This window comes from Flavobacterium pallidum (assembly GCF_003097535.1).
Classification (GTDB): domain Bacteria; phylum Bacteroidota; class Bacteroidia; order Flavobacteriales; family Flavobacteriaceae; genus Flavobacterium; species Flavobacterium pallidum.
In genome coordinates this window covers 721,263-747,306 of sequence record NZ_CP029187.1, presented here as the reverse complement: position 1 = coordinate 747,306, position 26,044 = coordinate 721,263, and the positions used below count along the sequence as shown (strand labels likewise).

Below are 26,044 nucleotides of genomic sequence, written 5' to 3'. Positions count from 1 at the left end.
CAGGATTACCAGTCTTTTTCGGTTTGTACCGGTTTTCCTTTAAGCTTTTTGGTATTTACTTTCTGCTGTACTTTTTTCTCTTCATTATTTACCGCTTCCAGGAGATTTTGCAGCCGCTGCTTTGAAATGCCGCCTTCTTTTGGTTTCGGTTGTCCTTTGGGGTCGTTTTCCCCTTCTTTCGGTTGCGGTTTGTCCTGGCCTTCTTTGTTTGGATCTTTTTTATCCTCGCCTTTATCCTGGTCTTTCTTTTGCTGGTCCTGTTTTTTTTGCTGGTCTTTTTTGTTCTCGTCTTTCTTTTTATCCTTACCGTCTTTTTTAGGCGGATTTTTTTTCAGCAGGCTTTTTGCCAAAGCATAATTGTAACGGGAGTATTCATCTGCCGGGTCATTGATCAGCGCATTTTTGTAATCGTCTACGGCGGCTTCATAATTCTTCTGCTTCATATGGATGTTGCCCAGATTGTGGTAAGCCTTATGCTTTTCTTCACGGCTTTTCGATTCCTTAATCACTTTCTGATAGGCCAAAGCGGCTTCCTCAGGCTGGTCCTGCAGGTAAATCGAATTCCCGAGGTTGTACGTGGCAGCAGTCTTGTTTTTTGTGTATCGGGACTTTGAAATCCTGTAATCCGCTTCCGCTTCGGCATATTTTTTCTTCTTCAGTTGCTCGTTTCCGGAAGGCAGTGAAAAATCTTTTTCCTTTTGCTGCGCTTGTACGGCAAAACCGATCAGAATCAAGGCATATGTCAGTATTTTTTTCATCTTATCCCTTTTCATTAAACAGATTCAGTTTTCTTACCCATTTCGTTTTTTTGTCCAAAAGGAATACATCGAGCGACAATAATACGAAAGCGATTCCTAAAAACCACTGGAATTGTGAATTGAAATCGGTGAACTGTACCGACTTGAATTGTGTCTTGTCGATATTGTCCAGCGCTTTTTTTACATAATTCAGCACTTCCTTCGTATTGTTCCCGCTTACATAACCCTTGCTGTTTTTTGATATGGCTTGTAAAGCCGCGGCATTTAGTTTGGTACGCACCATTTCATCATGGCTGTCGCGCTTGTAGCTTTCGACGATGCCGTTTTTCTTTATTGGAATCGGTCCGCCTTTTTCAGTGCCCACGCCGATGGTGATGATTTTCATGCCTGCCTTTTTGGCTTCTTCGACCGCTTCCCCTGCGCCTTCGCCGTGATCTTCCCCGTCTGAAATCAGTATCAGCAATTTGCTGGTTTTCTTGTCTTCATCCTTAAAATAACTCGCCGACATCCGGATGGCATCATCAAGCGAAGTTCCTTGTGAGGAAACCATATCGGTGTTCATACTTTCCAGGAACATTTTGGCCACACTGTAATCGGATGTCATCGGCAAAACCGGAAATGCGCTGCCTGCATAGGCCACAATGCCGATGCGGTCATTGGTAAACTGGTTGATCAACTGCGACACAAGCTGCCTGCTTTTTTCAAGCCGGCTTGGCGCAATATCCTCACAAAGCATACTTTTTGAAACGTCGATGGCAAAAACGATGTCGATGCCTTCGCGTTTTACGGTTTCGGTTTTGGTCCCGATCTTTGGGTTTACCAAAGCGACGACCAGGCACGAAAGCGCGAGTAAAACCACGACGAGTTTCAGGATGTGCTTGAAAAGTGACTTTTCAGGTGTCAGTTTGCGTACCAGTTCACGGTCGCCAAACTGGTGTTGTTTTTTTCTTTTCCAATATAAATTATAAAGGAAGATCAGTGCCAATGCCGGGATGGCAAAAAGCAGGTAAAAGTATTTCTGTTCGTCTAATTCCCACATAACTTATTATATAAAACTCCTGAAAACGGTTTTCCTGAGCAAAATTTCGGCGACCAGCAATCCGAAAGCGATTAAAATCAATGGCCTGAATTGTTCGTCATAATCGTAAAATTTCAATTCCTGGATTTCTGTGGTTTCTAATTTATTGATCGCATCGTAAATGCTTTTCAACTTGCTGTTGCTCGTGGCACGGAAATATTTTCCGCCGGTTTTTCTCGCGATGCTCTTCATCAGCTTTTCATCGATTTCGACCTGGGCCATTTTGTAAAGCAACAATCCGTTCGGGGCATACGCGTAAGGCGATTCGGCCATGCCGTTTGTCCCGAGTCCGATGGTGTATACCTTAATCCCGAATTCCTTCGCAATATCTGAAGCGGTTTCCGGCTCAATAAAACCAGCGTTGTTCACCCCGTCGGTAAGCAGGATCACGATTTTGCTTTTTGCCTTGCTATCCTTTAAACGGTTCACAGCGGTGCTCAATCCCATCCCGATGCCGGTTCCATCCTGCAGCTGCCGGTCAAATTTGACTTCACTTAACGCTTTTTCCACGGCTTCCTTGTCGCTCGTTACCGGCATTTTGGTATAAGCTTCAGACGCATATAATACAAGGCCTATGCGGTCGTTTGGTCGTTCTTTTACGAACTCGGAAGCTACTTTTTTCAGCGCGTCCAATCGGTTTGGTTTCAAATCGCGTGCAAGCATACTGCCTGAAACGTCAATAGCAAGCACGATATCGACGCCTTTAGTGGTCTTGGTCTTGCTGCTGATATCGACTTTACGTGGGCGTGCCATCCCAACAATAATGAGTGCTATCGCTAATAAACGGAAGACAAAAAGTACCGGTTTCAGCTTTGGAAGAAATGAACTTGTGCCTGCAAAGCCTTTTAACGAACTGATCTTCAATGGGGCTTGTAACTGCTGCCGCTGCCAGATCTGCCATGCAATCAGCGCCGGGATGACCGCCAACAGCCACAAAAATTCAGGATTTAGAAAAGAAATGTCCTTCATCATGGCGTTTGGGATATAAGTTCGACCGATTTCATAAGTTTATCCGTAAGCGGTTTGGCATATTTATCATCTTCCTGATGCACGACGATCACTTTCTGCAATCCATTGCCCTGGTGGAAGTAAATCATTTCATAAGCCATTTTGATGCTGGTACGGTCTTCGGGATTTACCCTGATGTAAGTGCCGTATGCCTTCATTCCAACCGAGCCGTCCTTATCGGTATAGTCTTCCTTGAAAACCGTAATGCGTTGCGCACCTTTCTTTTCAAACAACTTGATTTCGCCCTCAATGGCGTCATCGAGATTGATGTCGGCCTGTTTCCCGTCGGGATTTTCCTTGTAGGTATTTGTAGCCACCATAATCCCGAAATCCCCGAAAATGTTGCCGTATTGGAACGTCTGCATGTCCTTGATCAATTGCATGGCATCTTTTGGAAGGAAATCTTTGGCGTTGATCCTTTTCAAGACCTCCGGCGTTTGCAGTTCTATGGCCGGATTGCCATATTCGCTGGTGATCCATTCACCTTCGAGCAATGTTTTTGTCGGATGGCCCAAAGTATTGTCGATGACATAATCGAGGCCTTTCACCGCAATCAATATCCCCAGTGTAAGGAGTAGCGCACCAAAAACCGATGCCACGGCAATAAGGGTCGTTTTGCGTTTTTTCTTTTTGAGGAATTTCTCCTTCATCAATTCGTCGAGTTCGCTGGTATCTTCTTCGATGATTTCTTCGGGAACTGCTTTGTGGATTAAAACGATTGAACTTTCGACACGTTTCTTATCTTCCAGTATTTCGAAATCCAGCGGTTTGGATTTTGCAAATTTTACCAGATCCGCCTGTTTCAGTACTTTTTCAAGGTTGATGAAAGTATCTTGTGAAAGCGTCATTTTCTTTTGATTCGCCACTTTGCGAAGCGCTTCGATAAGTTCAGTCGTGGTGCTTTCCATCGCCGGGATGTGGATTTCCTCTTCTATGTAGTTCCGCGCAATATCGGTCAGTTCTGAATAATAAGACTTCACTTCTCCTTTTTGCCAAAGTTGTTTGTTTTCAAGGTTTTTAAGCAATGAAGTGGCTTTTTCTATAGGCGTTTTATAAATTTCTTCGGTTGTTTTCCTATTTTTAAACAGCGTGAAGAAATAATATCCCAAAGCACACGCACCCACAATCAGTGTAGAAATCAACAGGCACCACCACCACCAGCTTTTTGATGGCTTTTCCATCTGGATGACCGGCTTGATGTCATACAAACCCTGCTTTAGCGTATCCACTTTGACGTTTGCGACTTCCACGCGTAAACTGTCAGAAAAGAAAGGTTTTTTGTTGATCAGGACTTTGAGCTTCGGGATCAGGTAACTGCCGCTGTCAAATTGTGTAAGCCCATACTTCTTGACCAGTTCGTAGCGCGCGCCTTTTCTTACGGTATCGGGTTTTTCATCCCGGATTACCATCATTGGGCCAAAACTGTCACCTTTAGGAAACACGACTTTTGCAGTGGTATCGACAGTAGTTTTTAATGTGAGGTTGAATTGCGCTCCGATTTTTTGCTTCTTTTTGTCAATGCCCGTGGTGATTTTGCCCTGCTGCGGAAAGGCGGCCATTGCAGCGAAAGAAAGGATCAGGGAAAGAAAATATTTTTTCATTTTTGGGATCGGGAAATTAGCTCCTGGATTTAAAATATCCAAGCAGGCGGGTCACATAGCTTTCATCAACCCTGGTGTTTACAACACCTGAGCCGCATTTGCTGAAGGTCTCCTTAAAGTATTTTACTTTGTCGTGATAATATTTTTCATAAGCCATCCGGACAGATTTCGCGCCGGTGTTCACCAGTTGGAGTTTGCCTGTTTCGGCATCCGTCATAGGAACCATTCCGATATTCGGCATTTTTTCCTCACGCGGATCATACACCCTGACCCCTGTAAGGTCGTGTTTTTTTGAAGCGATTTTCAACGGCTGCTCAAAATCATCCGACATAAAATCCGAGATCAAAAATACGATGGCCTTCTTTTTTTGTGTGCCGGAAAGGAACCGCAATGCCTGTGCGATGTCGGTTTTACGGCTTTTTGGCTGAAATTCGATAAGTTCGCGGATGATGCGCAGCACGTGTGATTTTCCCTTTTTCGGCGGGATGTACAATTCGATCTGGTCTGAAAAAAGGATCAATCCGATCTTATCGTTGTTTTGCGTTGCGGAAAATGCCAAAGTCGCCGCAATTTCAGTCACGATCTCATTTTTGAACTGGCTTCTGGTACCGAAACTTTCAGAACCTGAAATGTCCACCATCAGCATCATCGTAAGTTCGCGTTCTTCCTCGAAAATCTTCACGTATGGCTCATTGTAGCGTGCCGTCACATTCCAGTCGATCGCACGTATATCGTCACCGTACTGGTACTGGCGCACTTCAGAAAATGTCATACCGCGCCCTTTAAACGACGTGTGATATTCACCCGAAAAAATGTGGTCGCTCAGCCTGCGGGTCTTGATTTCAATCTTGCGGACCTTTTTTAAAAGCTCTTTTGTATCCATTTGCTTTAGTATTCAGTCGCAGTCGCAGTGGGCAGTGTCGATCGGAAACTGTATACAGCGACTGCAACTGTAAACTTCTTAAGGTACTTCGACCTCGTTTACAATCTTGTTGATGATATCTACAGAAGTAATGTTTTCTGCTTCCGCTTCATAAGTCACCCCAATCCTGTGGCGTAAAACGTCATGCACTACGGCACGCACGTCTTCAGGGATTACATAGCCCCTGCGCTTGATGAAGGCGTAACATTTCGCCGCATTGGCGAGGTTGATGCTGCCACGTGGTGACGCTCCGAAACCGATCAGCGGCTTCAGGTTTTCCAGCTTATATTTTTCAGGATATCTTGTCGCGAAAACAATATCCAGGATGTATTTCTCTATTTTCTCGTCCATGTATACCTCGCGGACAGCTTGTTGCGCACGCAGGATTTGCTCTACCGATACGACTGGATTAATTTGCTGATATCCTCCCTGCAGGTTTTGGCGGATGACCATGCGCTCCTCATCCATTTTAGGATAATCGATGACGGTCTTGAGCATAAAACGATCGACCTGTGCTTCCGGGAGTGGGTAGGTGCCTTCCTGCTCGATTGGGTTTTGTGTGGCCAATACCAAAAACGGTTTGTCAAGTTTAAAAGTAGTATCGCCGATAGTTACCTGCTTTTCCTGCATCGCTTCAAGCAAAGCGGATTGTACCTTTGCAGGCGCGCGGTTGATCTCGTCGGCAAGGACGAAATTGGCGAAAATCGGGCCTTTCTTAATGGAGAATTCGTTCGATTTGATGTTGTAAATCATGGTTCCGACAACATCCGCAGGCAAAAGGTCCGGAGTAAACTGGATCCTGCTGAATGAACCGTGTACTGCTTGCGATAAGGTGTTTATGGCTAAAGTTTTTGCAAGTCCGGGAACGCCTTCCAAAAGAATATGACCCTGGCCCAGAAGCCCGATGAGCAACCTTTCGATCATATGTTTCTGGCCAACGATGACCTTATTCATTTCAAGGTTCAAAAGCTCAATAAAAGCACTCTCCCTTTCAATTTTTTCATTGATTGCCCTGATGTCTAAAGCGGCAGTATTTTCTTCCATAATTTGATATTTATTGCTTTTGGATTGGTCGGATATTTTTGACGGTGCAAATTGAATTTTTTTTCACTTTAAGGATGTTAAAAAATGGTTAAAAATTCTTTCAAACCCCTGCCTTTAAGGATGATTTGTGATTTTGTTTTTATATTTTTAAGAACTTTATCCCGGTTTGGTTTCCAGATGGGAATTCAGGCAGCAATTATATTAAAAATTATACCTTGAGCAAGACCACTTTATCGCCCATTGTCGCAGGAACCATGAATTGGGGAATCTGGGACAAAAACCTTACTGCGCCTGAGATGGCGCATATCATTCTTTTATGCCTTGAGAACGGCATCAGCACTTTTGACCATGCCGATATATACGGTTCCTATACCACCGAAGCCACGTTTGGAGATGGATTTTTGCAGTCAAAAATCGCAAGGGAAAAAATCCAGCTGATTTCAAAATGTGGAATCCAGCACATCTCCCCAAACCGCGACAATAAAATCAAGCATTACAATTACGACAAGGATTACATTATATGGTCTGCGGAGAATTCCCTGAGAAATCTCAAAACGGATTATCTCGACGTATTGCTGCTGCACCGTCCAAGCCCGTTGATGCAGCCTGATGAAATTGCAGAAGCGGTTGAAAAACTAAAATCGGACGGGAAGATTATCGATTTTGGGCTGTCAAATTTTACGGCTTCACAAACCGAACTGATCCGGCAGAAAACGGAAGTGAATTACAACCAGATACAATTCTCGGCGACACATTTCGAGCCTATGCTCGACGGCAGCCTTGATTACATGCAGCTGCACCACATTAAGCCGATGTCATGGAACCCGTTGGGAAATGTTTTCAGGGAGGACAACGAGCAGACACGCCGACTGAAAAAACTGCTTGCCAAATTAGTCGACAAGTACCATTATGGTGCTGATACGCTGCTTTTGGCCTGGATCATGCAACATCCGGCCGGGGTAGTCCCGGTTGCCGGAACCGTGAATGTGGCGCGTATCCAGGCGCTGATGAAGGCAGTGGAGCTGAAGCTTGACCGCGAGGACTGGTTTGCTATTTGGGCGGAAAGCATGGGTACGGACGTACCGTAAATGGGTTCAGGGTGCAGGGCACATGGTACAGGTAAAAAAAATGACAATATGAAAACAGCATTGATAACAGGGGCGACAAGCGGGATAGGAAGGGCTACCGCCAGGATATTTGCAGAAAACGGCATCAGGTTGGTACTTTGTGGCCGCAGGGAGGAAAGGCTTGCACAACTGCAGGCGGAACTTTCAGGTAAAACGGACCTGCATATTTTAAATTTTGATGTCAGCGACAGAGAAGCAGTGTTGCAACAGATCGGGACATTGCCTGAAGATTTTTCCAAAATCGACATCCTTATCAATAACGCCGGAAATGCCCATGGCCTTGGGCCGATACAAACCGGCAGCCTCGACGACTGGGATGCGATGATCGACAGTAACGTAAAAGGATTGCTGTATGTTTCCAAAGCCGTGATTCCCGGCATGACTGAAAGGAACAGCGGGCACATCATCAATATCGGATCGATTGCCGGTAAGGAAGTGTACCCGAACGGGAATGTGTATTGCGCTACGAAATATGCAGTGGATGCTTTGAACAAAGCCATGCGGATTGATCTTGTGCAGCACGGCATCCGGGTGGGTGCCATCCATCCGGGAATGGTCGAGACGGAATTCAGCGAAGTGCGCTTTAAAGGCGATACAGAAAGGGCGGCGCAGGTGTACCAGGCTTTTACGCCATTAAGGCCGGAAGATATAGCGGATATTATTTTGTTTGTCGTGACGCGGCCGTACTATGTGAACATTGGTGAGGTAGTGGTGACACCTACGGCACAGGCGACGGCGACAATCAGCCACAAAAAGTGAGTTAGAGATTTGATATTTATCTTCTTTTGTCTTGAAACAAAAGAAGCAAAAATTCAAGGCTTGCCTCTTCTCGGCGACCTGCTATTCCTCAATTCCTAAAATCAAAAAACTCGCTGCGCTCAGACAGTTTTGATTTTTACGGAATCTTCGGAATGCAGGTGCCCGCCTACGAAGCGGAGGCCGGAGTGACACGATCGACAAAATCGTGGTTGAATAATATGGAATCAGATTCAGTTTCGTCGAATCCGCGTTAGGGATAGTAGCGGAAATCCTTTATGGATTCGCCTGAAGCCTGCGGAAGGCAAAGACATGAAGATTACCTCCGGTCAGTTCGGCTATGCCTCGGGTGCAGCGGATAGCCCGGCCGCAGGCAACGCCCTGAAAAAGTAATCAGTTTGCAGTTACAGTTTGCAGGGGAACGTGTATCTTACCCGAAGCATATAAGTTGACAATTCCAAATAAATGATAAACAAGCGCCTTTTAATCAAAAACCTGCTCGCACATAACGACGAGAGCAGTTTTTATGATAAAAAAAGGCAGTTGAACCTGCATTCGCGGGAAGGCAAGGCGAAATTCCTGAAGCACATCTGTGCGCTGTCCAACTCGAACCCGACGAACAATTCCTATATCGTTGTTGGGGTAGAGGATCATGACAATGACATTGTGGGTGATGATTTCTTTGATGACAGCCGCATCCAGAACTTAGTAAATGCCTTTCTCGAGCATCCGCCGAAGATCCAGTATGAAAACGTACCGTTTCCGAATCTGCCAAAGGACCGCGTGGTGGGTTTGGTAACGATCCGCCCGAACAATAAGACATCTTATTTTAAAAAAGGCATCCACACGATTCCGGCTAACAGTATTTTTATACGCCGCGGCAGCAACTCGGTGCCGGTGGATGGTATTGCGGAAAAAAGCTACCAGAATGCGGAAACCGTGATTGGGATCGAGAACAATTCGCGCAACAGTATTGGATATACGTTGGATGGCGTAATTGACTTCATGAATTTCCGGCATCCGGATATGGCGCCGAAATACAAGGTGTTTAAGGAGCTTTTCGTCATTTGCTGGGCAGGTATCCCGAAACGCGTGCGCGATAAAACGTATCTTTCCCGTGTCGATATTGAATTGATCAATGAGCAGGTAAAACTATTTTATTCGGCTCAGGATGAGGTCGATATTACCTTTGATGACAATACTTTTACGATTACCGAATTCGTCCCGTTAGGCCTGAATGACAAGACGAGTTATTACCCACTTGAGAAACTCACCATCCATTTTTACGACAACGGCTATTACCGGATTGACAGGGAAATGCTGTTCCAGCCGCCGGAATTCAACCGCAAAATGCTGTACCATATCTACAATGCAAACCTGTCCCTGATACAGCAACTGGAAAAAGGATTTCCGCTAACGGCGCGTGACCGGCGGGATCTTGAAAACCTGCCGTCGACGTTTATGATCTGCTACCTGAATGGTTTCGAGGACGCAAAACAGAAATTGATTGATGCGAAAATGGTGCTGAAACCTTTCCCTAAAGTGTATCTGTCGTTTAAGGAAGCGTTACGGATTTTGCGGAAGATGAAGTATGATAAAGGGTTGAGTGATTGAATAAAGCAAGCGCGGCTTCATAACAAGCATTGTACGGCCTTTAAAAACTTTGCCGGTTTATGACTTTGAACCTTTGCTACTTCGTACCTTTGCGCCCTGAACCCTGTACCCTGTACCATGATTGAAGATAAAAACCCGCAACGTACACCGCTATCACAATTGGGCGAGTTTGGCCTCGTAGCACACCTGACGAAAAATTTTAATATCAGCCGTCCATCGACGCTTAAGGGCATTGGTGATGATGCTGCGGTTTTGGATTTTAAGGATAAGAAGGCCGTCGTTTCGACCGATTTGCTGGTTGAGGGCGTGCATTTTGACCTGGCCTATATGCCGCTGAAACATTTGGGGTATAAGGCTGTGGTGGCCAATGTATCCGATATTTGCGCAATGAACGCTTTGGCAACGCAGATTACCGTTTCTGTTGCCGTGTCGAACCGTTTTCCGCTAGAGGCTTTGGAGGAATTGTTTGCCGGGATTACACTGGCCGCGAATGAATATAAGGTAGATGTGATCGGCGGCGATACCACCTCGTCACAAAAAGGGCTGATCATCAGCATTACCGCGATAGGGGAAGCCGATGAAAATGAGATTGTGTACCGCAATGGAGCAAAAGAAATGGATTTACTGGTGGTGACCGGCGATATCGGCGCGGCCTATATGGGGCTGCAGGTTTTGGAACGCGAAAAGCAGGTGTTCCAGGTGAACCCGAATTCGCAGCCGGATCTCGATGCCTATGCTTATTTGATTGAGCGCCAACTGAAGCCCGAAGCGCGTAAGGATGTGCTTACTTTGTTGCATGCTTTGGAAATAAAACCGACGGCGATGATTGATATTTCTGATGGACTTTCCTCAGAAATCATCCACATCTGTAAGCAGTCCAACGTAGGTTGTAATTTATACGAAGACAAACTCCCGCTGGACCCGCAACTGATTGCCACCTGCGAGGAATTCAATATCGATTCCACTACGGTGGCCATCAATGGCGGAGAAGATTATGAATTGTTGTTTACGATCAGGATGGACGATTTTGACAAGATCAAGGGCAACCCGAACTTCTCGATTATCGGCCATATGGTCAAAGAAACCGAAGGCATCCACCTGATCACGCGTGCCGATACAAAAATCCCCCTGCGCGCAAGGGGATGGGATGCTTTGGAGGAGTAATTTTCAGTCGCAGTCTCGGTTTACAGTACAAACTGTTGACGACTGTTTACTGAGAAAGCGGCTATAACCTTTTTTAAGTTTGCAGTAACTGCCTACCGTGACTGTGACTGCATACTAACTTTCCTCCTCCTGCATCATTTTCTGTACCGTTTCACTGTAATATAATTTCCCGTCAAGGATGTCCTCGAAGGCAATCAGGAGCTCCTCGAAAGTGAGGTCGTTCTTCACCACAAGCCCTTCAGGTTGTATGGTTTCAGAAAAATACCGGAATTTGAGTTTTTCAGTATGCATCGTGAGCAATACGATCTTGCAGTCCGGCATTTGCTGGCGGAGCAGTTTGGCAAGGTCGATCCCCGACTCGATGTTTTGTTCGGGATAGGTAGGGATGCTGATGTCCAGGAAAGCCACATCGTAAGTAACGGTGCTGTTTGCGATCACCTCATATCCGGTTTTCCCCGAGTCGGCCGTGGTTTCTACAATGTGATAGTCGTCCGGCTTGAAGCGGTCCAGTGTATTCTTGTACGCCTGCAGGATAAAAGGGTGGTCGTCCACCATTAACACTTGTACTGTTTTCTTCATGAGTTTGCTTGTTAGGTTAAGTTTATTTTAGGTAAGGGGCAATTCAAAATGTAATGTCGTACCGTCGCCGGGTTTGGTGATGATGTCCATCGTCCCTCCGGAGGTGGTGATGCGGGAGCGCATGTTCTGCAGGCCGATCCCGTTGCGTTTTTTGCTGTAAATGAACCCTATGCCATCGTCGGCCACTTCCAGCTGCATAAGACTGTTTTTTTTCTCAAATGTTACATGCACGTGTTGGGCTTTGGCGTGCTTGTTGATGTTCTGGAATGCTTCCTGCAGGATGCGGTAAAGGTTGATTTTGGCAGTGTTCGCTATGGCATTCCATTCGATGGTATCGTCCATTTTTATCGAAATATCAGCCTGGCATACAGTGCGTTGCGATTCTATGAAATTGCTGACCATCAACACAAAGTTATTAAAAACCGCCGTCTTTTCCGAATTTAAATCGTGCGAGATTTCCCTGATTTCCTGTTCGAGGTTCTTGAGCTCGTCGATATAACCCACCCGCTGCACGATTCCGTCCTCGTCTTTCCTGGTGTTCAGCACTCCTAAATTCATTCTGGTCCCGAACAATTTCCCTAGTACACCGTCGTGTAATTCCTGTGCAATACGTTTCTTTTCTGCCTGCCTTGACTCTTCAACTTTGTCCTGTTGAGTAATCATGAGCGAATAGATTTCCTCATTGGCTTTTTGCTGCTCCTGGATGAAACGCAGCTCGCGGTTTTTGGATATTTGTACGCGGATCACAAACACAAACACCCCTATTAAGATAATTCCCAGTACGGTATAGATTAAGGTCTTCTTTTGTTCGACGAGCTTTACTTTGTCTTGGGCGAGTTCGTCGGTTTCGAATTCGATGCGGGCGAATTTGTTGCGAGCTTTGCGTTCGTTAACATCTAGGCTATCACTTATATTATAATATTCAACTGAATAGTTTCTCTCTTTTGTGTTGTCTATATTAGATAACTGCCTCAACCCTAACAGTGTCTCTCTTTTTTGTTTATGAATATGTGCCACATCATAAGCTTTTTTAGCATACTTAATTGCTTTGACGGTATCTTTTTGTGACGCAAAAAATTCGGACAAATGAATGTTACTCACAATAATCCCTGGCACAACTTTAAGACTATCTCTTATTTTCAATGCTTCGTAAAACATTGCAGGTAGTTGGCTTAGGTCCTGCAATTTAAAATTAGCATATGCAAGATTATCCCTTAGCATAGCAAAAGTGACGGGGTTATCAGTTAAAAGATTTTTTTCTCGAAGCCCTTCTAAATATTCTTTTTTGGCTTCCTTATATTTTTTTTGATTAGAATACATGAAGCCTAAATTGTTTATTGTAGTTGCTTTATATTGATAATTAGAAGGAATGCTCTTATTTTCCGCTATAGATATAGCTATTTGGTAGTACTTTTTTGATAAATCAAATTCCTGGAGTTCTCCATACACTATACCTAATAAGTTATTGGCCTGATAAGACATTTCTAAGTTCTCATAATTTTTAAGAACTCTCAACATATCAAAAGCTGTCCTTTCACACCCTAAAAAATCACTATGATTATGTTGCAGGATTGCTTTGTTAAATAGGGTTTGTGTTAGATTTACTTTATCATTCCTTTTTGCATATATTTTTTCAGCTTCATAATTATAATGATAAACGCTGTCTGCTTTTCCCACTTTCAAATAAAAATCACACATATAAGTATATGCCTTTGCCAAACTAAGTGAATCATTTGCTAAAATAGAATTCTTAATAATTAATTTTGTAATATTAAGGTACTGGGGCAATTGGTTTACGTTATAATACCTGTTCGCTATTTTAAAATAATTTGCTCTGTTTAAAGAGTCATTCGATTGTTGTGACACAATTCTCAAGGCTTTTTTATTAAAAAAAGACCTAATATTCAAAGGCGTGGAATCATTATTTGCAACATTAAAATAATATGATAAGCTGTCTGATAACTCAGAGCTTAGTTTAAAATCCTTATTTTTTTTATTGCAACTTAGAGTCAAAATAAAAAAAAGGATGAATGTAGCCTTTACTTTCACTTAATGTTGATCGTTTTGCCAAAAATAGGAAAACTATTTGCATAAAAAAAAGGCTATCCGAAGGATAGCCTTTCATATTTTCAATTACAATTTATTCTGTTTTCTTTCCTGTACCTCCTGTTCCTCCAGGAGGGATTCCAGTACTTCCTGAGCCCCCAGTTACAGGACCTCCTTCCAATGAAGCAATTAATGCGCCGTTTCCTTTTTCTTTATGTTGCTCTTTACCGTTAAAAGAAGTTAAGCCAATTACTGCTACTAGAACTACTGCTGCGATTAAGATAATTTTTTTCATGGTACTTTTCAATTTTAGGGGATATTGTTATTTTTTGTTTGTTTTATCATTTCGATGCGGTAAAACTACAATGCTTGCGGCAAAGCGCCTACGTAAAAACCCCTGATATAGTAACTGGCTATCGTTCAATGGTAAATGGCCCGTTCCTGCGAGTAAACGGAATTAGGGTAATGTAGAATTTGTTCTACAAATTGCCTTGAAGTGGTAATGTGAATTCGAGGGAAGTACCATTGCCCGGCGCTGTTGTAATCGTAATAGAACCACCAATTTCCCGTGCCCGTTCCTGCATATTACGAAGACCTAAACCTTTTCGCACCTTTTTTAAATCAAATCCAACACCATCGTCCTGTACGGTTATAAAAAGCCTGTGTTGTTCACCGCGAGTAGTCAAAGACACATTTTCGGCCTGCGCATATTTAATGATGTTCTGCAGCGCTTCCTGCAACATACGGCATAGTGCTATTTTGACTTCAACCGATACCTTGTTCCAATCGGTCTCACCTTTGACCTGCATTGAAAATCGTATGCTTGAATGTTGTTCGAGCCCGCTGAAGATGTTGGTAATGACCTCCATATAATCGGTCCCTTCGTCAATAGTAGCAGTAAGGTCATAGGCTATGCCACGGATTTCTTTTTCGACATCCTGTATTTTGTCGATATGGCCTAACGCATTTTGGATGGTTTCGGGATCGTGTTTGCGGCTCAACGCAAACAGGTTTAGTCTGATCGCTGTGAGTTGTCCCATCACACCGTCATGCAGTTCGCGCGCAATGCGTTTCTTCTCCTGCCGCCTTCCTTCGTCGCGTTGCTGCTGTTGGTCAAGCATCAGGCGGTATATTTCTTCATTGGCATGTTGCTTTTGCTGCACGAGGCGAAGTTCACGGTTTTTGGAGGATTGGATGCGGATAATGGAAATGAGGATGGCGATTAGGATGATGGTGAGGGCGATGTAGATTATTGTTTTTCTTTGGTTTAGAAGTGTGGCTTTTTCAGTCGCCAGTTCATCGGTTTCGTATTCGACACGTCCCAAGTTGTTACGGATTTGGCGTTCTGCGAGTTGAAGAGAGTCACTGATTTGAATATAGTCTTCAAAGTAAGAAACCTTATTTTTATAATCAATAATACTCATTTGTTTTAGTGAAAGTAAAATTTGCTTGGATAGCTTATTTTGTTTAGAGTCAGTTAACGCTTCAAAACCAAACTCATATGCTTTTAAAGAGTCGTTCATTAACGCATAATATTCTGATAAATGTAATTTACTGGATATTTTGCTCGTTACTAACCCCAAGCTGTCCGAAATCTGCAAAGACATGTAAAATAATTTCGGTAATTGATTAAACTTACCCATCTTTAATTCAGAGTATCCTAAATTATTAATTAAGAGTGCATATGTCCAACAATCTACTTTAAATAAGTCCTTATACGCCAATGCTTTTTTAAAATATGAAATCGCTGTTTTGTGGTCGCCTTTATTTTGGTAAACCAACCCAATATTATTCAATGAAGATGAAATATAAATTTCTTTTTTTGGGAAGGCAATTCTATCTTCTAACAATTTAAGAGCTCTATTATGATATTCCAAAGATTTATGATATTCATTTAATTCTGCATAAATTACTCCCAACATATTGAACGCGTCGTATGTTAGTTCTTTATGATGGGTTTTCTTTAAAAATTTCAACGCCCCAAACAGAGATTTCTCACTCCCTACATAATCTTTTTCAATAAATTGAACTCTGGCCTGATATATTATATTTTTAGCTGCATTTGAATAATCTTGTGACATAATATAAAAGCTTTCCGATTTATCATAATTTATATATGCAGAGTCAAAAGCAAGTTTTCGGTTAAAATAGTCTCCTAAAAAACTATATCCCTCAGCAATATTAGTAGTGTCATTTTTTATTTTGGAGTTGTAGATTATTCGTTTTGTTACAATTTTATAATTTTCTAAAGCATTTATATTATAATATCGTGCAGCAATTTTGAAATAATATGTTCTACTCTCCAGATTGTTAGGGTATTTCGAAACCACCGCAAATGCCTTATCAGTATAAAACTTCCGCGTCGCCACAGCGACAGAGTCATTATTAGCAATTTTAAACCACCGGTCAAGGGAGTCGGCAAGCGCGGTTTGCTTGGGAAGTTTTTTCTGTTGACAACTGCAAGCCAGCAATAATAATAATACGATTAACAGGTAGCGAAAGTAAGACATCTGTATGGCGTTTACCCAAAAATAGTAAAACTACCAATACAAAATAAAGTAACGCTACAGAACTTTAAGAAGTTTTTTTGAAATAGTCACAGGTAGTGCAAATTCGAGCTTTGTCCCTACACCCGGCGCAGTAACAACCGCCATCGTACCGCCTGATCCCGTAATACGCGAATGCATGTTCAGCATTCCAATTCCCTTTTTCTTTTTAAAGTAGTTGAAGCCCACGCCATCGTCATAAACCGTAAGTAGAATGTTGCCGTCCTGCTGTGTGAAATCTACGGACACATCCGATGCCTGCGCATGTTTGTTTATATTCTGGAATGCCTCCTGCAGGATGCGGTACAGGTTGATTTTTGCCACACTGTCCACAGCCGCCCAGTCGATCTTATTTTCCATATTGATAGTGATGGCAGCTTTGCAAACCGTACGCTGCGTTTCGATGAAGTTCATCACCATCTGCACGAAGTTGTTGGCGACGGCCTGCTTCTCTGAATTCAGGTCATGGGATATTTCGCGAAGTTCCTGTTCCAGCGTTTTTAACTCATCAATATAGGTAACACGTTCGGTATGTGCTTCTTTACCGTCCCTGTCGTTGAGCAGCCCTAAGTGCATTCGTGTCCCGAACAGCTTGCCCAACACCCCATCATGTATTTCCTGGGCAATACGCTTCTTCTCAGCCTGCCGCGTTTCTTCCTGCTTGTCCTGCTGTGTGATCATCAGTTGGTAAATCTCCTCGTTTGCGGCTTGCTGTTCCTGCATGGCACGCAGCTCGCGGTTTTTCTCGGCCTGGAAACGGATAATAAAAATAAAGCCAGCAATTAAGATGATGCCGAGGACGATGTAGATGAGGGTTTTGCGCTGTTCGACGAGTTGATTTTTTTCGGTGGCGAGTTGGTCTGTTTCGTATTCGATACGGCCGAGTTTGTTGCGGGTTTGGCGTTCAGCGAGTTGTAAGCTATCATTAATTTTAATGTACTTTTTGGAATAATTCCCTGCGTTTTTTGGATCACTCTCCGTTAAGCGCTTTAGGGAAAGCAACATATATTTATCCAAGTTGTTCGATTTTGCTTCTTGATAAACATTTTTTCCAAATTCGGTTGCTTTCACGGTGTCGCTTTTACTTAGATAATATTCAGCTAAATGTAATTCACTAGAAAGTTTATTTGGTAAAGAATTAAGACTGTCGGCGATGTGAAGGGATTTATAAAATAATATTGGTAAGTCGTTAAAAGCTTTCAATCTCAATTTCGAATATCCCAAATTATCAATCAAGGTTGCATAGTCCTTCGATTTCGAATGCAAATTTGGGTCGCTTTTTATAGCTTTATAAAAAAATTCAATAGCTTTTTCATCATCTTTACCATTTTGATAAGTAAGCCCAATGTTGTGCAATGAAGCAAATCTTAATTCATTGGAAAGCGGGTTATCAGTTTCAATTACCGCAAGAGCTTTGTTATGATATTCTAACGCTTTAGAAAATTCATTTAATTCATTCGCTAGAATTCCTAATAGGTTATAACTATCATATAGCAAGTCTGTCTCATTGGTGGTTTTAATATACTTTAATGCTTCAAAAGCCGATTTTTCGCTTCCAACATAATCTTTCTCGTTGAATTGCAATACGGATTTATTTAGCAGACATTTAGCCGCTTTAGTTGTTTTTCCTAGATTTATATAAATTTTTTGTGCATTAAAATAATAGCGGTATGCTTTTTCTGAGTTAAATTTTGCAGCATAATAATCCGCTAAATAGCTGTAAGCTTTTGCTATGCTGTTGCTGTCTTTTGCTTTTTCTGAAGCTATTTTTACTTTTTCACATATTTTCTTATAATTTTCGAGATCATTGATGTTAAAATAACGGTTCGCTACTTTAAAATAATTGACTCTGCGCATTGAGTCATTACTTCCTTGTGAAATAATGTCTAAAGCCTTCTTGGTGTATAATTTCCTGACACTTGGCGTGAGAGAATCATTATTTGCTGCCTCAAAAAAATAATTGAGGCTGTCCTTCTGTAAATCACGCAGTATCAAGCCAGGCTTACTATCACAGCAAACCATTAATAGGAATAAAAAAAATAGAAATAATTGCTTCAAAATAAACAAACTTGAAACCCAAAAGTAATAAAAAACTAACGCAAGAAAAAAGGGCTATCATTCAGATAGCCCTTGTGTTATATTTTTTTGTAAAAAGACTAATTGTCTTTTTTTGTACCACCTTTAATTATTGGTTCTCCTGGAGATTCTGTTTTGACCTGCGCTATTAGTCTATCTCCGTTTTCCTTCTTCACTTCCTTCCCATTAAAAGAAGTCAAACCAACTACAGCTACCAAAACAATTGCTACGATTAAGATAATTTTTTTCATGATGTTCAATTTAGGGGATATTGTTATTATTTTTTTCTTGTTTGTTCAAATCGATGGCGTAAAACTACGGGGATTCGCACAAAAAGGCTTGCGTAGAAATACCTGAAATAGTAACTGGATGCCCTACAGGTGTGGATGTATGGATTTTGAGAGGATTTGACTGTCAGCCATTTGCCAAAAAAAGGCAACAGCTTAATTCATGTTATCGAGATTCAGGTAAATCTTGCTCAATTCCTTGTTTTCATTGGTCGTGATCAGGTGGATCAGCATGTCGACATTCTTCTTATACGATTTCGAGAACGGGATCTGTACCTTGCTGTTCTTCAGGTAGCACACATTGTTGCCCAGGTGGATCCTCGACACATGGTTGATGTTGATCATGTATGAATTGTGTATCCTGATGAATTCCGAAGGCAGCGTCGTCTCGAAATGCTTCATCGTCTTAAACGCCGTCACCATGTCGCCGTTGGCCATATAGATGTCGGTCGAATTGTTGTCGGCCTTCGCATACACGATGTCCTCCATATCGATAAAGCGGTAGTCGCCGTACGACTTGATACACAGTGTCGTGGGCAGCGCTTCGGTGCCGCGTTCGAACTTAATCAGTGTCTTGCGCAGCTCATGGATGCCCAGCGGCTTTACAAGGTAATCGAACGCCTCATGCTTGATGGCTTCATAGGCCATGTCCTTCCCTTTGGTGAGTACGACGATCTTCGGCATTACCTTTACAAACCGGAACAGCTCATTGATCAGCCCCAGCGACAGGCCGCTCTTCTTGTACTTCGGCTTGATTTCCATCACGACGAGCTTCGGCTTGTGCTCCAGGATCAGGTTTACCCCATCTTCATACGTTGCCGCCGTCCCGAGCAGGAAATAATTCGCGAACTCGTCGAACAGGGACTGGGTCCTGGCCGCGCTTTCGGGATCGTCGTCGATAATGATGTAAGGATACTTCATGACCGACTAAAATACGCTGTGCCGCAGTGGGATACAATGGTTTTAGAGGGTAGTTATTAATAAGTTATAAACGGGGCGCAGGGTAAAAAAGGTACAGCATACAGGGTTCAGGTTTTTTTTTCAGGAGCTGATCCGGCTGTCCACTATATCTTTTCCTGCTTAAAGAAAGCAGGAAAAGGATGCCGCTTCCATCCGGGCTAGGGCATCCAATGTGTCCGGAAAGACAATACTTTCAAAGGGCATTCTAATACTGCCTGCTGCTACTGCGACTGCCACTAATTATTTCGTCCCTTCTCCCCCGGATACAACTCCGGCAGCGGATCGCTTTGCCAAAATGCCTTAGTATCCACATCCATCACGGTCAACGGCCCTTTGAACGCCGCACCGGTATCGACGTTCCACACGCACGCCTTATTCACCGGCACGGTCATCCCGATGCGTGTCACGGGCGTATGCCCGATAAAGATTTCCTTATACAGCGTAAACCGCTTCGGGAACAGCGGGTCGTTGTGCTCCATGCTTGGGTCGAGTGCCAGCGCGGTTTCCCACAATGTACGCTCCCAGAAGAACATCTTCGGGAAATATTCGTAGGCCACGCCGTTCAGGTTCGTAAACCCGGCATGTACGAACAGCCGGTTGTCCTCGTCGAGGTAATAATTTTCGAGTTTTTCCAGAAACAGCAAATGGGCGTGTTTTTTTTCCTCCGGCACGTTCGCGTAGGCCTTGACGGTGGCCTCGCCACCATGCTTGTACCAAAGCAGGTTGTCGTCATGCCCGCCCAGCCATTCATACAGCAGCGCATCGTGGTTTCCGCGGATGAATTTACAGGGATTCGTCTGTTGCAACGCCATCAGGAAATCAATCACCTGCGGCGATTCACTCCAGCCATCTACATAATCCCCAAGGAAAATTAGCTTATCTTCGCTTGTAACGCCCGCGCGTTCAAAAGCCTGTTTTATCGCGCGCAGCCCGCCGTGTATATCGCCTATGACTAATGTTCTCATTTTTTAAAAATACGGAAAGTGATTTGCGGTTGGAAAAATTTAACATTTGTTGTGGAAAAAGCGTAATGGGGCAGTTTGGTTTTTGGTTAAGTTGTGCGGGATTAATTATTTTTGGAAAAACGATATGATGTTTAAAAAGATTGCTGCCGTCATCTTAATAAGTTTTTTGTTATCGTATTGTGATAATAAAAAAGTCGAATCCGTCAAACTACCTCCTAAAAACGACAGTATTTTAAAATACCTGAGTATTGCATTTGATGAGAGTTTGCCTTATAAGATTCGTTATGAAAATAATTTTAAGGCGCTGAGAATTATAGAAAAACAAAATAATGACTCCATAAACAGGTATTATTTTTTTAAAGTAGCAGGACGTTTTTGGAATATGAAAGATACAATTGATTATAAAAAGATAACTTCATTTTTAATAAAACAATCTGAAAGCGCTCTTGATACTTTCAGTATGGCTAAAGCGTGTAGTTACATGGGAGATTATTTCGTTCTTATGAATAAACCTGATAGTAGTTATTACTACTTTGATAAATCAATAAAATTCTACAACAAAATAAAAAATAGCGAAGAAATTCTAGAACCCTTATTTAGCAAGGCGCAAATTCAACATAAATACACGGATTATTTAGGTTATGAAAAAAGTGCTTTTGATATTTTAAGAATCATAAAAGGTCGGCCCAATAAGATTGAGCTTCGTTATGAAGCTAACAATTTACTTGGAATTGCTTATGGTGAATTAAGTGAATTCGAATTATCGAGGAAATATTATAACATAGCATTATCGCTTTGCGCTGACAAATCTATTCCTTTAAAAAATCACTTTAAAGCAGCTACGTTAAACAATCTTGGACGCATGTGTACATGCCAAAAAAAATATAAAATTTCAAAGATATATTGTGAAATTGGACTTAAAGAAGCTAACCTCAGAAAAGACAACCCATCAACTTATGCTATGTTACTTAGCAACCTAGGACATGCAAAATTTAGATTAAATGAATTAGATGATTTACCAGATTTATTTTATCAATCCTTGAAAATAAGGGATTCATTAAACGATGCTGTTGGAGTCTATAATTGTTATGCTCACCTCGCGGAATTTTATTTGTTGAAAAATGATAATATTAAAGCTTTAGATTTTGCAAAAAAAACTTACAAACTAACGAAGGAAAATAATTTTCCACGTGATCAAATGTATGCTGTCAGAATCCTTACAAAAGCAGATCCATCTAAAGCTTTTGAGTATTTACAAGAGTATTATAGATTATTTGATAGTATCGAAATTGCCGACCGCCGCATCAAAAACAAATTCGCCCGCATCGAATTCGAAACCGACAATCTTATCCAACAACAAAAACAACTAAAAGCCGAAAACGCCAAAAAGGACCGCAAGCTCATCACCGTAGCTTCCCTATTTGGATTGGCCTTACTGCTCATGATCATTACTTATTTACTAAACCGCCAGCGGCTCAAGAACCGCGAACTTGCCATACTCCGCCGCCAGCAGCAATCCGAAAGCGAGTTGTATGAGTTGCGCCTTGCCCACCAGCAACAGCACGACCAGGGGCGCCAGCAGGAAAAGAAACGCATTGCACGCGAGTTGCACGACGGCATCATGGGCAAGCTGTCGGCGATCAGGATGAACCTGTTCGTACTGACCAAACGCACCGATCCGGAAACCATCCAAAAGTCGTTGGCACATATTGACACCTTACGCGAGGTCGAGCAGGAGATCCGCAATATCGCTTATGATTTAGGACAGACCGCTTTTGCAGACAGTAACGATTTCATCCCGGTGTTACGCAACATGCTGCAATCTGCAGAAACCGCCACCGGGATGCAAACCACGCTTATTACAGAGGAGTCAATCGCCTGGCAGGACCTGGACAACAATAGCAAAATGCAACTGTACCGCATCCTGCAGGAAGCATTGCAAAATACGGTAAAATATGCAGGTGCTTCATCGCTGTCTGTAACAATCAGTCAGGCGAACAACATCCTGAGCATTGAAATAAATGACAATGGCAAAGGTTTTGACAAAAAAAATACCGGCAAAGGATTGGGTTTACGCAACATGAAGGAACGTGCAAGGGAACTTCAGGGCAAATTGAAGATCGAATCCAAACCAAACGCCGGTACAACCCTTACACTGACATTTCCGCTAACGATTAAATAGCCGCTTATGACCATACGTATTCTAATGATTGACGACCATCCTTCACAGATTGAAGGCTATAAGGTAATCCTGGGCCTGAACGATTTCGGGTATGAGATTGAAACCACAGCCGCCTACAACTGCGAAAGGGCCTTTTCCATCATCACAAATCCGGCCTATTCAGGAAAATTTGACCTTGTTTTTATTGATTTGAGCCTGCCGCCATTCCTGGAAAAAAATATCCAATCCGGTGAAGACCTTGCCGTCCTGGTTCGTCAACACTGGCCTGGGACTAAGATTATTATGATCACTTCGCATTCTGAAGCGATCATCCTATACAACCTTGTCAGGAAAATCGCCCCGGAAGGATTGATGGTGAAAAGCGATTTCAATGGTGACGGCCTTCTTAAGGCATTTGGGATTATTGTTTCGGGGAAAAGCTATTACAGCGATACCGTTAATACTGGTGTGAGGGAATTGTTGTCACGCGAAAGATACCTGGACAAAATGAATCGGGAAATCATTATGCTGCTCGCTAAAGGCATAAAACTTAAACAAATGCCGGACATCCTTGGAATATCGAAAAGCGCCATCGAAAAAAGAAAAGTGACTATTAAGGACTATCTGTGTATCAATAATGGTACCGATGACGATATTTTGACAGAAGCTAAAAAATTAGGATTGATATAATTTAACATTTGGGGTGTGAAAGTCGTAACTATTTAAGAATACACCCCCATACTTTTACAATATCAAATTACTGCAGCACATTTGAAATGTAAATTTTTATCAATCTTTAATTAATTATTACCATGAAAAAATTATTTTTAAGTCTACTTGCCACATGCCTGCTTACACTAACCGCCAATGCTCAAACCAGATTCGTAAAAATGGAGTTGCCATCGTTCAGGCAAAGCCCCGCAGGGCCATCAGAGACCATCATTTATGATGTTTCGTTTAAAAACAAAGATGGCAAAACCGAGAAGGGCCAGATGAAGTTTGTAGTACCTGACGAAGGCAACGGATTGATCAGTCTGGAGTTTTCAGACAATATGATTAAGAACACTTCGGTTACCACAAATTATTTTGTTGTTAATGCAAATAAGCTGAGTGAAGAGAGCGCTGAAGGGAAAAGTCTTTCGGATTGCTTAACCGATTGCAAAAAAAACTTCACCAATCCTGACGGAACAAAAATTAAAGGCCGTGGAGAGTGTAAGGCTGGATGCTGGTGGGATGCCGCAGTAAAAGTATTACCGATGGTACTGTCTTTAGTGGCCGCCGCCAAGTAAGAAATAAAGCGCATTAGTCAATCATACTAATGCGCTTAAAATCATTCTATAGAAACTAAATTGAGAACTATATGAAGAAAATTATCATTTTGATTTCCCTTACCTGGATGGCATTATCATGTCGTCCTATTATGACAAGAGTTTATCTTTCTATACATAAGAATGCATATATGCATCAATATTCAAATGGAAAATCAAATTTGATTTTCATGCCAATGATTCATATTGGCAAACCTACTTTCTATGCCGATGTTAAGAAAAAAGTTGATAGTCTCAGACAGGATGGATATATAATTTTATATGAAGGTCTGGCGCTGGATTACATAAACAATGACAGCTTAAAAATTGATAAATATTTACGGAAGTTCAAGAAAATTACTGGTGTCTATGTTTCCCCTTATACCAATAAAAAAAATAAGACAACCGGCGTTCCTAAAATTAAAGGCATAGTGACCCAAACTAATGAAAATACTGGGATTGATACAGATAAGGATATCAGAGCCGATTTCGACTTGATAAATTTGATTGACCTATTCGAAAAAGAAAAAGGCGAAATTACCTTAAATGATTGCGACTTAAAAGCGGATCTTAACAGCAAATATAAATGTTCTAGAATCGATCAAGCGAAAAACAATTATTTAATGGTGGTATTAAGAAATCGTCTAATTCTTCAAAAGATAAATGAAGCAAATTCTAAAAAAACACTATTGATTTATGGGGCGGGTCACCAATATGGTGTTGAAAAACTTTTAAAGGAACAAGATTCAACATGGAAGTATGTATATACGTCTGACCGAAAACCCTCTAAATAAATAATCACCACGCCACAACAACATCAAAACTTCCACGCCATGAAAACTTTTCTTTATACACTCCTATTTATCTTCCCCACAATCTGCTTCCCCCAATCCGACCTTGACAAAACCCTCAAAGCCGGAGAACTTTTGTTAGGCGGCCTCAGCATCCTCAAAGTAGCAAAGTCCGATCCGAAGAAGGACAGTAAAACCATCGAAAGCGTATGCGTAAAGAACAAACTCACGGAGAAGATCACCTTTAAACTCGACGGTAAAGACAGCGCAGACAATGACATCAAAAAAGAAATGGTCGTCCAAAACGATGGTAAGGAGTGTGTTTTCAACCTGCCCAAAGGCATCTATACTTATGAGGTCATACTCGCCAACAAGGAAACTTACAAAAAAGGCGAGTACAAATTTGATGACGATGTCATCATTACGATAAAGAAAGAGTAAAATCTTTCCGTTATTTTTATACAATCACGAAAGCCGGGAATTTAGGGATCCCGGCTTTTATTAATCTTTGTAATATGAAAAAATGGTTACTTATTTCTTTTATAGCTTTTACGGTCTTCGCTTGCGGACGAATGATGACCAAAGTGGTGATCAATAATTACAATGCCACATTTATGGTATGGCATTTCAGGGATGGCGAGAAAGATGTGCGCTTTATTCCTATGGCACACGTCAACAAACCGGAAAAATTTGCAAGGATAAAGACTCTTGTAGATTCATTCAGGATGAAGGGGTATGCAATTTATTATGAAGGTGTCGAAATGTCAAAATCAATTGACAGCACGCGTAGGGATTCGATACTACGTAAGTTTCGGACAATTATCGGCATGGTTCCAAATAACTACGCCGACAAAAACAATAAAAGCACGAAACAGTTTGCTGTAAAAGGTTTTATAGGACAGACTGCCCAGAATACCGGCGTCGATAAAGTCACGGATATAAATGCAGACCTTCACATTGATGAATTGGTCAGTATCTTTGAAAAGAAAAACGGCAATATAAAGCTTAGTGAATGTGACTGGCAAACCAAATTGAATGATAAATACCGCTGCCGGAAGATTGACCGCAAAAAAATGGACGGCCTCGTTTTGCATTACCGGAATGAGCATTTAAGTCGATTAGTCGCAATCGCTCCGGAAAAAAAAATTGTCATCCTTTATGGCGCAATGCACGAGAAAAACTTCGAGGAGTACCTTCAAAAATATAATCCTAATTGGGAACGCGTACGAGAAGGGTCAAACATCAGGTGGTAAA

Annotated in this window: 24 protein-coding genes; 10 read left to right on the top strand and 14 right to left on the bottom strand. The window is 42.1% G+C overall.

The annotated features are described in order from the left end of the window. Positions 1-5 precede the first annotated feature (5 nt). The 6 genes from HYN49_RS02970 to HYN49_RS02945 all read right to left on the bottom strand — a co-directional run bounded on the left by HYN49_RS02970 (position 6) and on the right by HYN49_RS02945 (position 6,411). A complete protein-coding gene (locus HYN49_RS02970) occupies positions 6-758 on the bottom strand; it encodes a tetratricopeptide repeat protein (protein WP_108904927.1) in 753 nt (250 codons plus the stop codon). Position 759: 1 nt separating this feature from the next. Further along, positions 760-1,797 carry a VWA domain-containing protein gene (locus tag HYN49_RS02965; RefSeq protein ID WP_108902734.1) on the bottom strand — a complete coding sequence of 346 codons (1,038 nt, stop codon included), beginning with the start codon at positions 1,795-1,797 and terminating at the stop codon, positions 760-762. A 6-nt stretch (positions 1,798-1,803) separates the two neighbouring features. Then, a complete protein-coding gene (locus HYN49_RS02960; protein ID WP_108902733.1) occupies positions 1,804-2,805 on the bottom strand; it encodes a vWA domain-containing protein in 1,002 nt (333 codons plus the stop codon). Then, the gene (locus HYN49_RS02955) at positions 2,805-4,445 is read right to left on the bottom strand and encodes a hypothetical protein (protein ID WP_245892241.1); all 1,641 of its coding nucleotides are present in this window, start codon (positions 4,443-4,445) and stop codon (positions 2,805-2,807) included. Before HYN49_RS02955 ends, HYN49_RS02960 begins: the two co-directional genes overlap by 1 nt. 16 nt (positions 4,446-4,461) lie before the next feature. Beyond that, positions 4,462-5,328, bottom strand: a complete 867-nt coding sequence (locus HYN49_RS02950; RefSeq protein WP_108902732.1) for a DUF58 domain-containing protein — start codon at positions 5,326-5,328, stop codon at positions 4,462-4,464. A 78-nt stretch (positions 5,329-5,406) separates the two neighbouring features. Beyond that, complete coding sequence (locus tag HYN49_RS02945) at positions 5,407-6,411, bottom strand: AAA family ATPase (protein ID WP_108902731.1); 1,005 nt, start codon at positions 6,409-6,411, stop codon at positions 5,407-5,409. A 215-nt stretch (positions 6,412-6,626) separates the two neighbouring features. Here HYN49_RS02945 and HYN49_RS02940 point away from each other — a divergent pair, with 215 nt between their 5' ends. The 4 genes from HYN49_RS02940 (at position 6,627) to thiL (ending at position 11,072) form a co-directional block, all read left to right on the top strand. After that, on the top strand, positions 6,627-7,499 hold the full coding sequence (locus HYN49_RS02940) for an aldo/keto reductase (protein WP_108902730.1): 873 nt from the start codon (positions 6,627-6,629) through the stop codon (positions 7,497-7,499). Positions 7,500-7,547: 48 nt separating this feature from the next. After that, complete coding sequence (locus tag HYN49_RS02935; RefSeq protein ID WP_108904925.1) at positions 7,548-8,297, top strand: SDR family NAD(P)-dependent oxidoreductase; 750 nt, start codon at positions 7,548-7,550, stop codon at positions 8,295-8,297. A gap of 462 nt (positions 8,298-8,759) precedes the next feature. Then, on the top strand, positions 8,760-9,908 hold the full coding sequence (locus HYN49_RS02930) for an ATP-binding protein (protein WP_108902729.1): 1,149 nt from the start codon (positions 8,760-8,762) through the stop codon (positions 9,906-9,908). 117 nt (positions 9,909-10,025) lie between these two features. Next, a complete protein-coding gene (gene thiL, locus HYN49_RS02925) occupies positions 10,026-11,072 on the top strand; it encodes a thiamine-phosphate kinase (RefSeq protein ID WP_108902728.1) in 1,047 nt (348 codons plus the stop codon). A gap of 114 nt (positions 11,073-11,186) precedes the next feature. Here the strand turns inward: thiL and HYN49_RS02920 are convergent, their stop codons facing one another. The 8 genes from HYN49_RS02920 to HYN49_RS02890 form a co-directional block, all read right to left on the bottom strand. Then, positions 11,187-11,651, bottom strand: coding sequence for a response regulator (locus tag HYN49_RS02920; RefSeq protein ID WP_108902727.1), 465 nt, complete (start codon positions 11,649-11,651; stop codon positions 11,187-11,189). Between the two features lie 27 nt (positions 11,652-11,678). Then, positions 11,679-12,668 (bottom strand): sensor histidine kinase, encoded by a 990-nt coding sequence (locus tag HYN49_RS15145; RefSeq protein ID WP_181368998.1) that lies wholly within the window; start codon positions 12,666-12,668, stop codon positions 11,679-11,681. A gap of 1,123 nt (positions 12,669-13,791) precedes the next feature. Continuing rightward, a complete protein-coding gene (locus HYN49_RS02910) occupies positions 13,792-13,992 on the bottom strand; it encodes a hypothetical protein (RefSeq protein WP_108902725.1) in 201 nt (66 codons plus the stop codon). 184 nt (positions 13,993-14,176) lie between these two features. Then, positions 14,177-16,207 (bottom strand): tetratricopeptide repeat-containing sensor histidine kinase, encoded by a 2,031-nt coding sequence (locus HYN49_RS02905; protein WP_108902724.1) that lies wholly within the window; start codon positions 16,205-16,207, stop codon positions 14,177-14,179. A 54-nt stretch (positions 16,208-16,261) separates the two neighbouring features. Further along, complete coding sequence (locus HYN49_RS02900; RefSeq protein ID WP_146185039.1) at positions 16,262-18,301, bottom strand: tetratricopeptide repeat-containing sensor histidine kinase; 2,040 nt, start codon at positions 18,299-18,301, stop codon at positions 16,262-16,264. A 98-nt stretch (positions 18,302-18,399) separates the two neighbouring features. Then, entirely contained in the window at positions 18,400-18,570 is a 171-nt protein-coding gene (locus tag HYN49_RS15140) for a hypothetical protein (protein WP_181368997.1), read from the bottom strand. Between the two features lie 192 nt (positions 18,571-18,762). Then, positions 18,763-19,527, bottom strand: a complete 765-nt coding sequence (locus HYN49_RS02895; RefSeq protein ID WP_108902722.1) for a LytR/AlgR family response regulator transcription factor — start codon at positions 19,525-19,527, stop codon at positions 18,763-18,765. Between the two features lie 275 nt (positions 19,528-19,802). Then, a complete protein-coding gene (locus HYN49_RS02890) occupies positions 19,803-20,531 on the bottom strand; it encodes a metallophosphoesterase family protein (protein ID WP_108902721.1) in 729 nt (242 codons plus the stop codon). Positions 20,532-20,580: 49 nt separating this feature from the next. Between HYN49_RS02890 and HYN49_RS02885 the strand changes: the two genes are divergently transcribed. From HYN49_RS02885 to HYN49_RS02860, 6 genes are all read left to right on the top strand, one after another. Continuing rightward, complete coding sequence (locus HYN49_RS02885; protein ID WP_108902720.1) at positions 20,581-22,713, top strand: tetratricopeptide repeat-containing sensor histidine kinase; 2,133 nt, start codon at positions 20,581-20,583, stop codon at positions 22,711-22,713. A gap of 6 nt (positions 22,714-22,719) precedes the next feature. Continuing rightward, complete coding sequence (locus tag HYN49_RS02880; protein WP_108902719.1) at positions 22,720-23,382, top strand: response regulator; 663 nt, start codon at positions 22,720-22,722, stop codon at positions 23,380-23,382. A gap of 122 nt (positions 23,383-23,504) precedes the next feature. After that, positions 23,505-23,981, top strand: a complete 477-nt coding sequence (locus tag HYN49_RS02875; protein ID WP_108902718.1) for a hypothetical protein — start codon at positions 23,505-23,507, stop codon at positions 23,979-23,981. A gap of 71 nt (positions 23,982-24,052) precedes the next feature. Further along, entirely contained in the window at positions 24,053-24,793 is a 741-nt protein-coding gene (locus HYN49_RS02870; RefSeq protein ID WP_146185038.1) for a hypothetical protein, read from the top strand. 39 nt (positions 24,794-24,832) lie between these two features. Further along, entirely contained in the window at positions 24,833-25,231 is a 399-nt protein-coding gene (locus HYN49_RS02865; protein WP_108902716.1) for a hypothetical protein, read from the top strand. A gap of 74 nt (positions 25,232-25,305) precedes the next feature. Next, the gene (locus HYN49_RS02860; RefSeq protein ID WP_146185037.1) at positions 25,306-26,043 is read left to right on the top strand and encodes a hypothetical protein; all 738 of its coding nucleotides are present in this window, start codon (positions 25,306-25,308) and stop codon (positions 26,041-26,043) included. Position 26,044: the final 1 nt, after the last annotated feature.

Coding starts and splice junctions, on each gene's coding strand:
- HYN49_RS02970 (WP_108904927.1), bottom strand. CDS start 758: ATGAAAAAAATACTGACATATGCCTTGATTCTGATCGGTTTTGCCGTA.
- HYN49_RS02965 (WP_108902734.1), bottom strand. CDS start 1,797: ATGTGGGAATTAGACGAACAGAAATACTTTTACCTGCTTTTTGCCATC.
- HYN49_RS02960 (WP_108902733.1), bottom strand. CDS start 2,805: ATGAAGGACATTTCTTTTCTAAATCCTGAATTTTTGTGGCTGTTGGCG.
- HYN49_RS02955 (WP_245892241.1), bottom strand. CDS start 4,445: ATGAAAAAATATTTTCTTTCCCTGATCCTTTCTTTCGCTGCAATGGCC.
- HYN49_RS02950 (WP_108902732.1), bottom strand. CDS start 5,328: ATGGATACAAAAGAGCTTTTAAAAAAGGTCCGCAAGATTGAAATCAAG.
- HYN49_RS02945 (WP_108902731.1), bottom strand. CDS start 6,411: ATGGAAGAAAATACTGCCGCTTTAGACATCAGGGCAATCAATGAAAAA.
- HYN49_RS02935 (WP_108904925.1), top strand. CDS start 7,548: ATGAAAACAGCATTGATAACAGGGGCGACAAGCGGGATAGGAAGGGCT.
- HYN49_RS02930 (WP_108902729.1), top strand. CDS start 8,760: ATGATAAACAAGCGCCTTTTAATCAAAAACCTGCTCGCACATAACGAC.
- thiL (WP_108902728.1), top strand. CDS start 10,026: ATGATTGAAGATAAAAACCCGCAACGTACACCGCTATCACAATTGGGC.
- HYN49_RS02920 (WP_108902727.1), bottom strand. CDS start 11,651: ATGAAGAAAACAGTACAAGTGTTAATGGTGGACGACCACCCTTTTATC.
- HYN49_RS02910 (WP_108902725.1), bottom strand. CDS start 13,992: ATGAAAAAAATTATCTTAATCGCAGCAGTAGTTCTAGTAGCAGTAATT.
- HYN49_RS02905 (WP_108902724.1), bottom strand. CDS start 16,207: ATGTCTTACTTTCGCTACCTGTTAATCGTATTATTATTATTGCTGGCT.
- HYN49_RS15140 (WP_181368997.1), bottom strand. CDS start 18,570: ATGAAAAAAATTATCTTAATCGTAGCAATTGTTTTGGTAGCTGTAGTT.
- HYN49_RS02895 (WP_108902722.1), bottom strand. CDS start 19,527: ATGAAGTATCCTTACATCATTATCGACGACGATCCCGAAAGCGCGGCC.
- HYN49_RS02890 (WP_108902721.1), bottom strand. CDS start 20,531: ATGAGAACATTAGTCATAGGCGATATACACGGCGGGCTGCGCGCGATA.
- HYN49_RS02880 (WP_108902719.1), top strand. CDS start 22,720: ATGACCATACGTATTCTAATGATTGACGACCATCCTTCACAGATTGAA.
- HYN49_RS02875 (WP_108902718.1), top strand. CDS start 23,505: ATGAAAAAATTATTTTTAAGTCTACTTGCCACATGCCTGCTTACACTA.
- HYN49_RS02870 (WP_146185038.1), top strand. CDS start 24,053: ATGAAGAAAATTATCATTTTGATTTCCCTTACCTGGATGGCATTATCA.
- HYN49_RS02865 (WP_108902716.1), top strand. CDS start 24,833: ATGAAAACTTTTCTTTATACACTCCTATTTATCTTCCCCACAATCTGC.
- HYN49_RS02860 (WP_146185037.1), top strand. CDS start 25,306: ATGAAAAAATGGTTACTTATTTCTTTTATAGCTTTTACGGTCTTCGCT.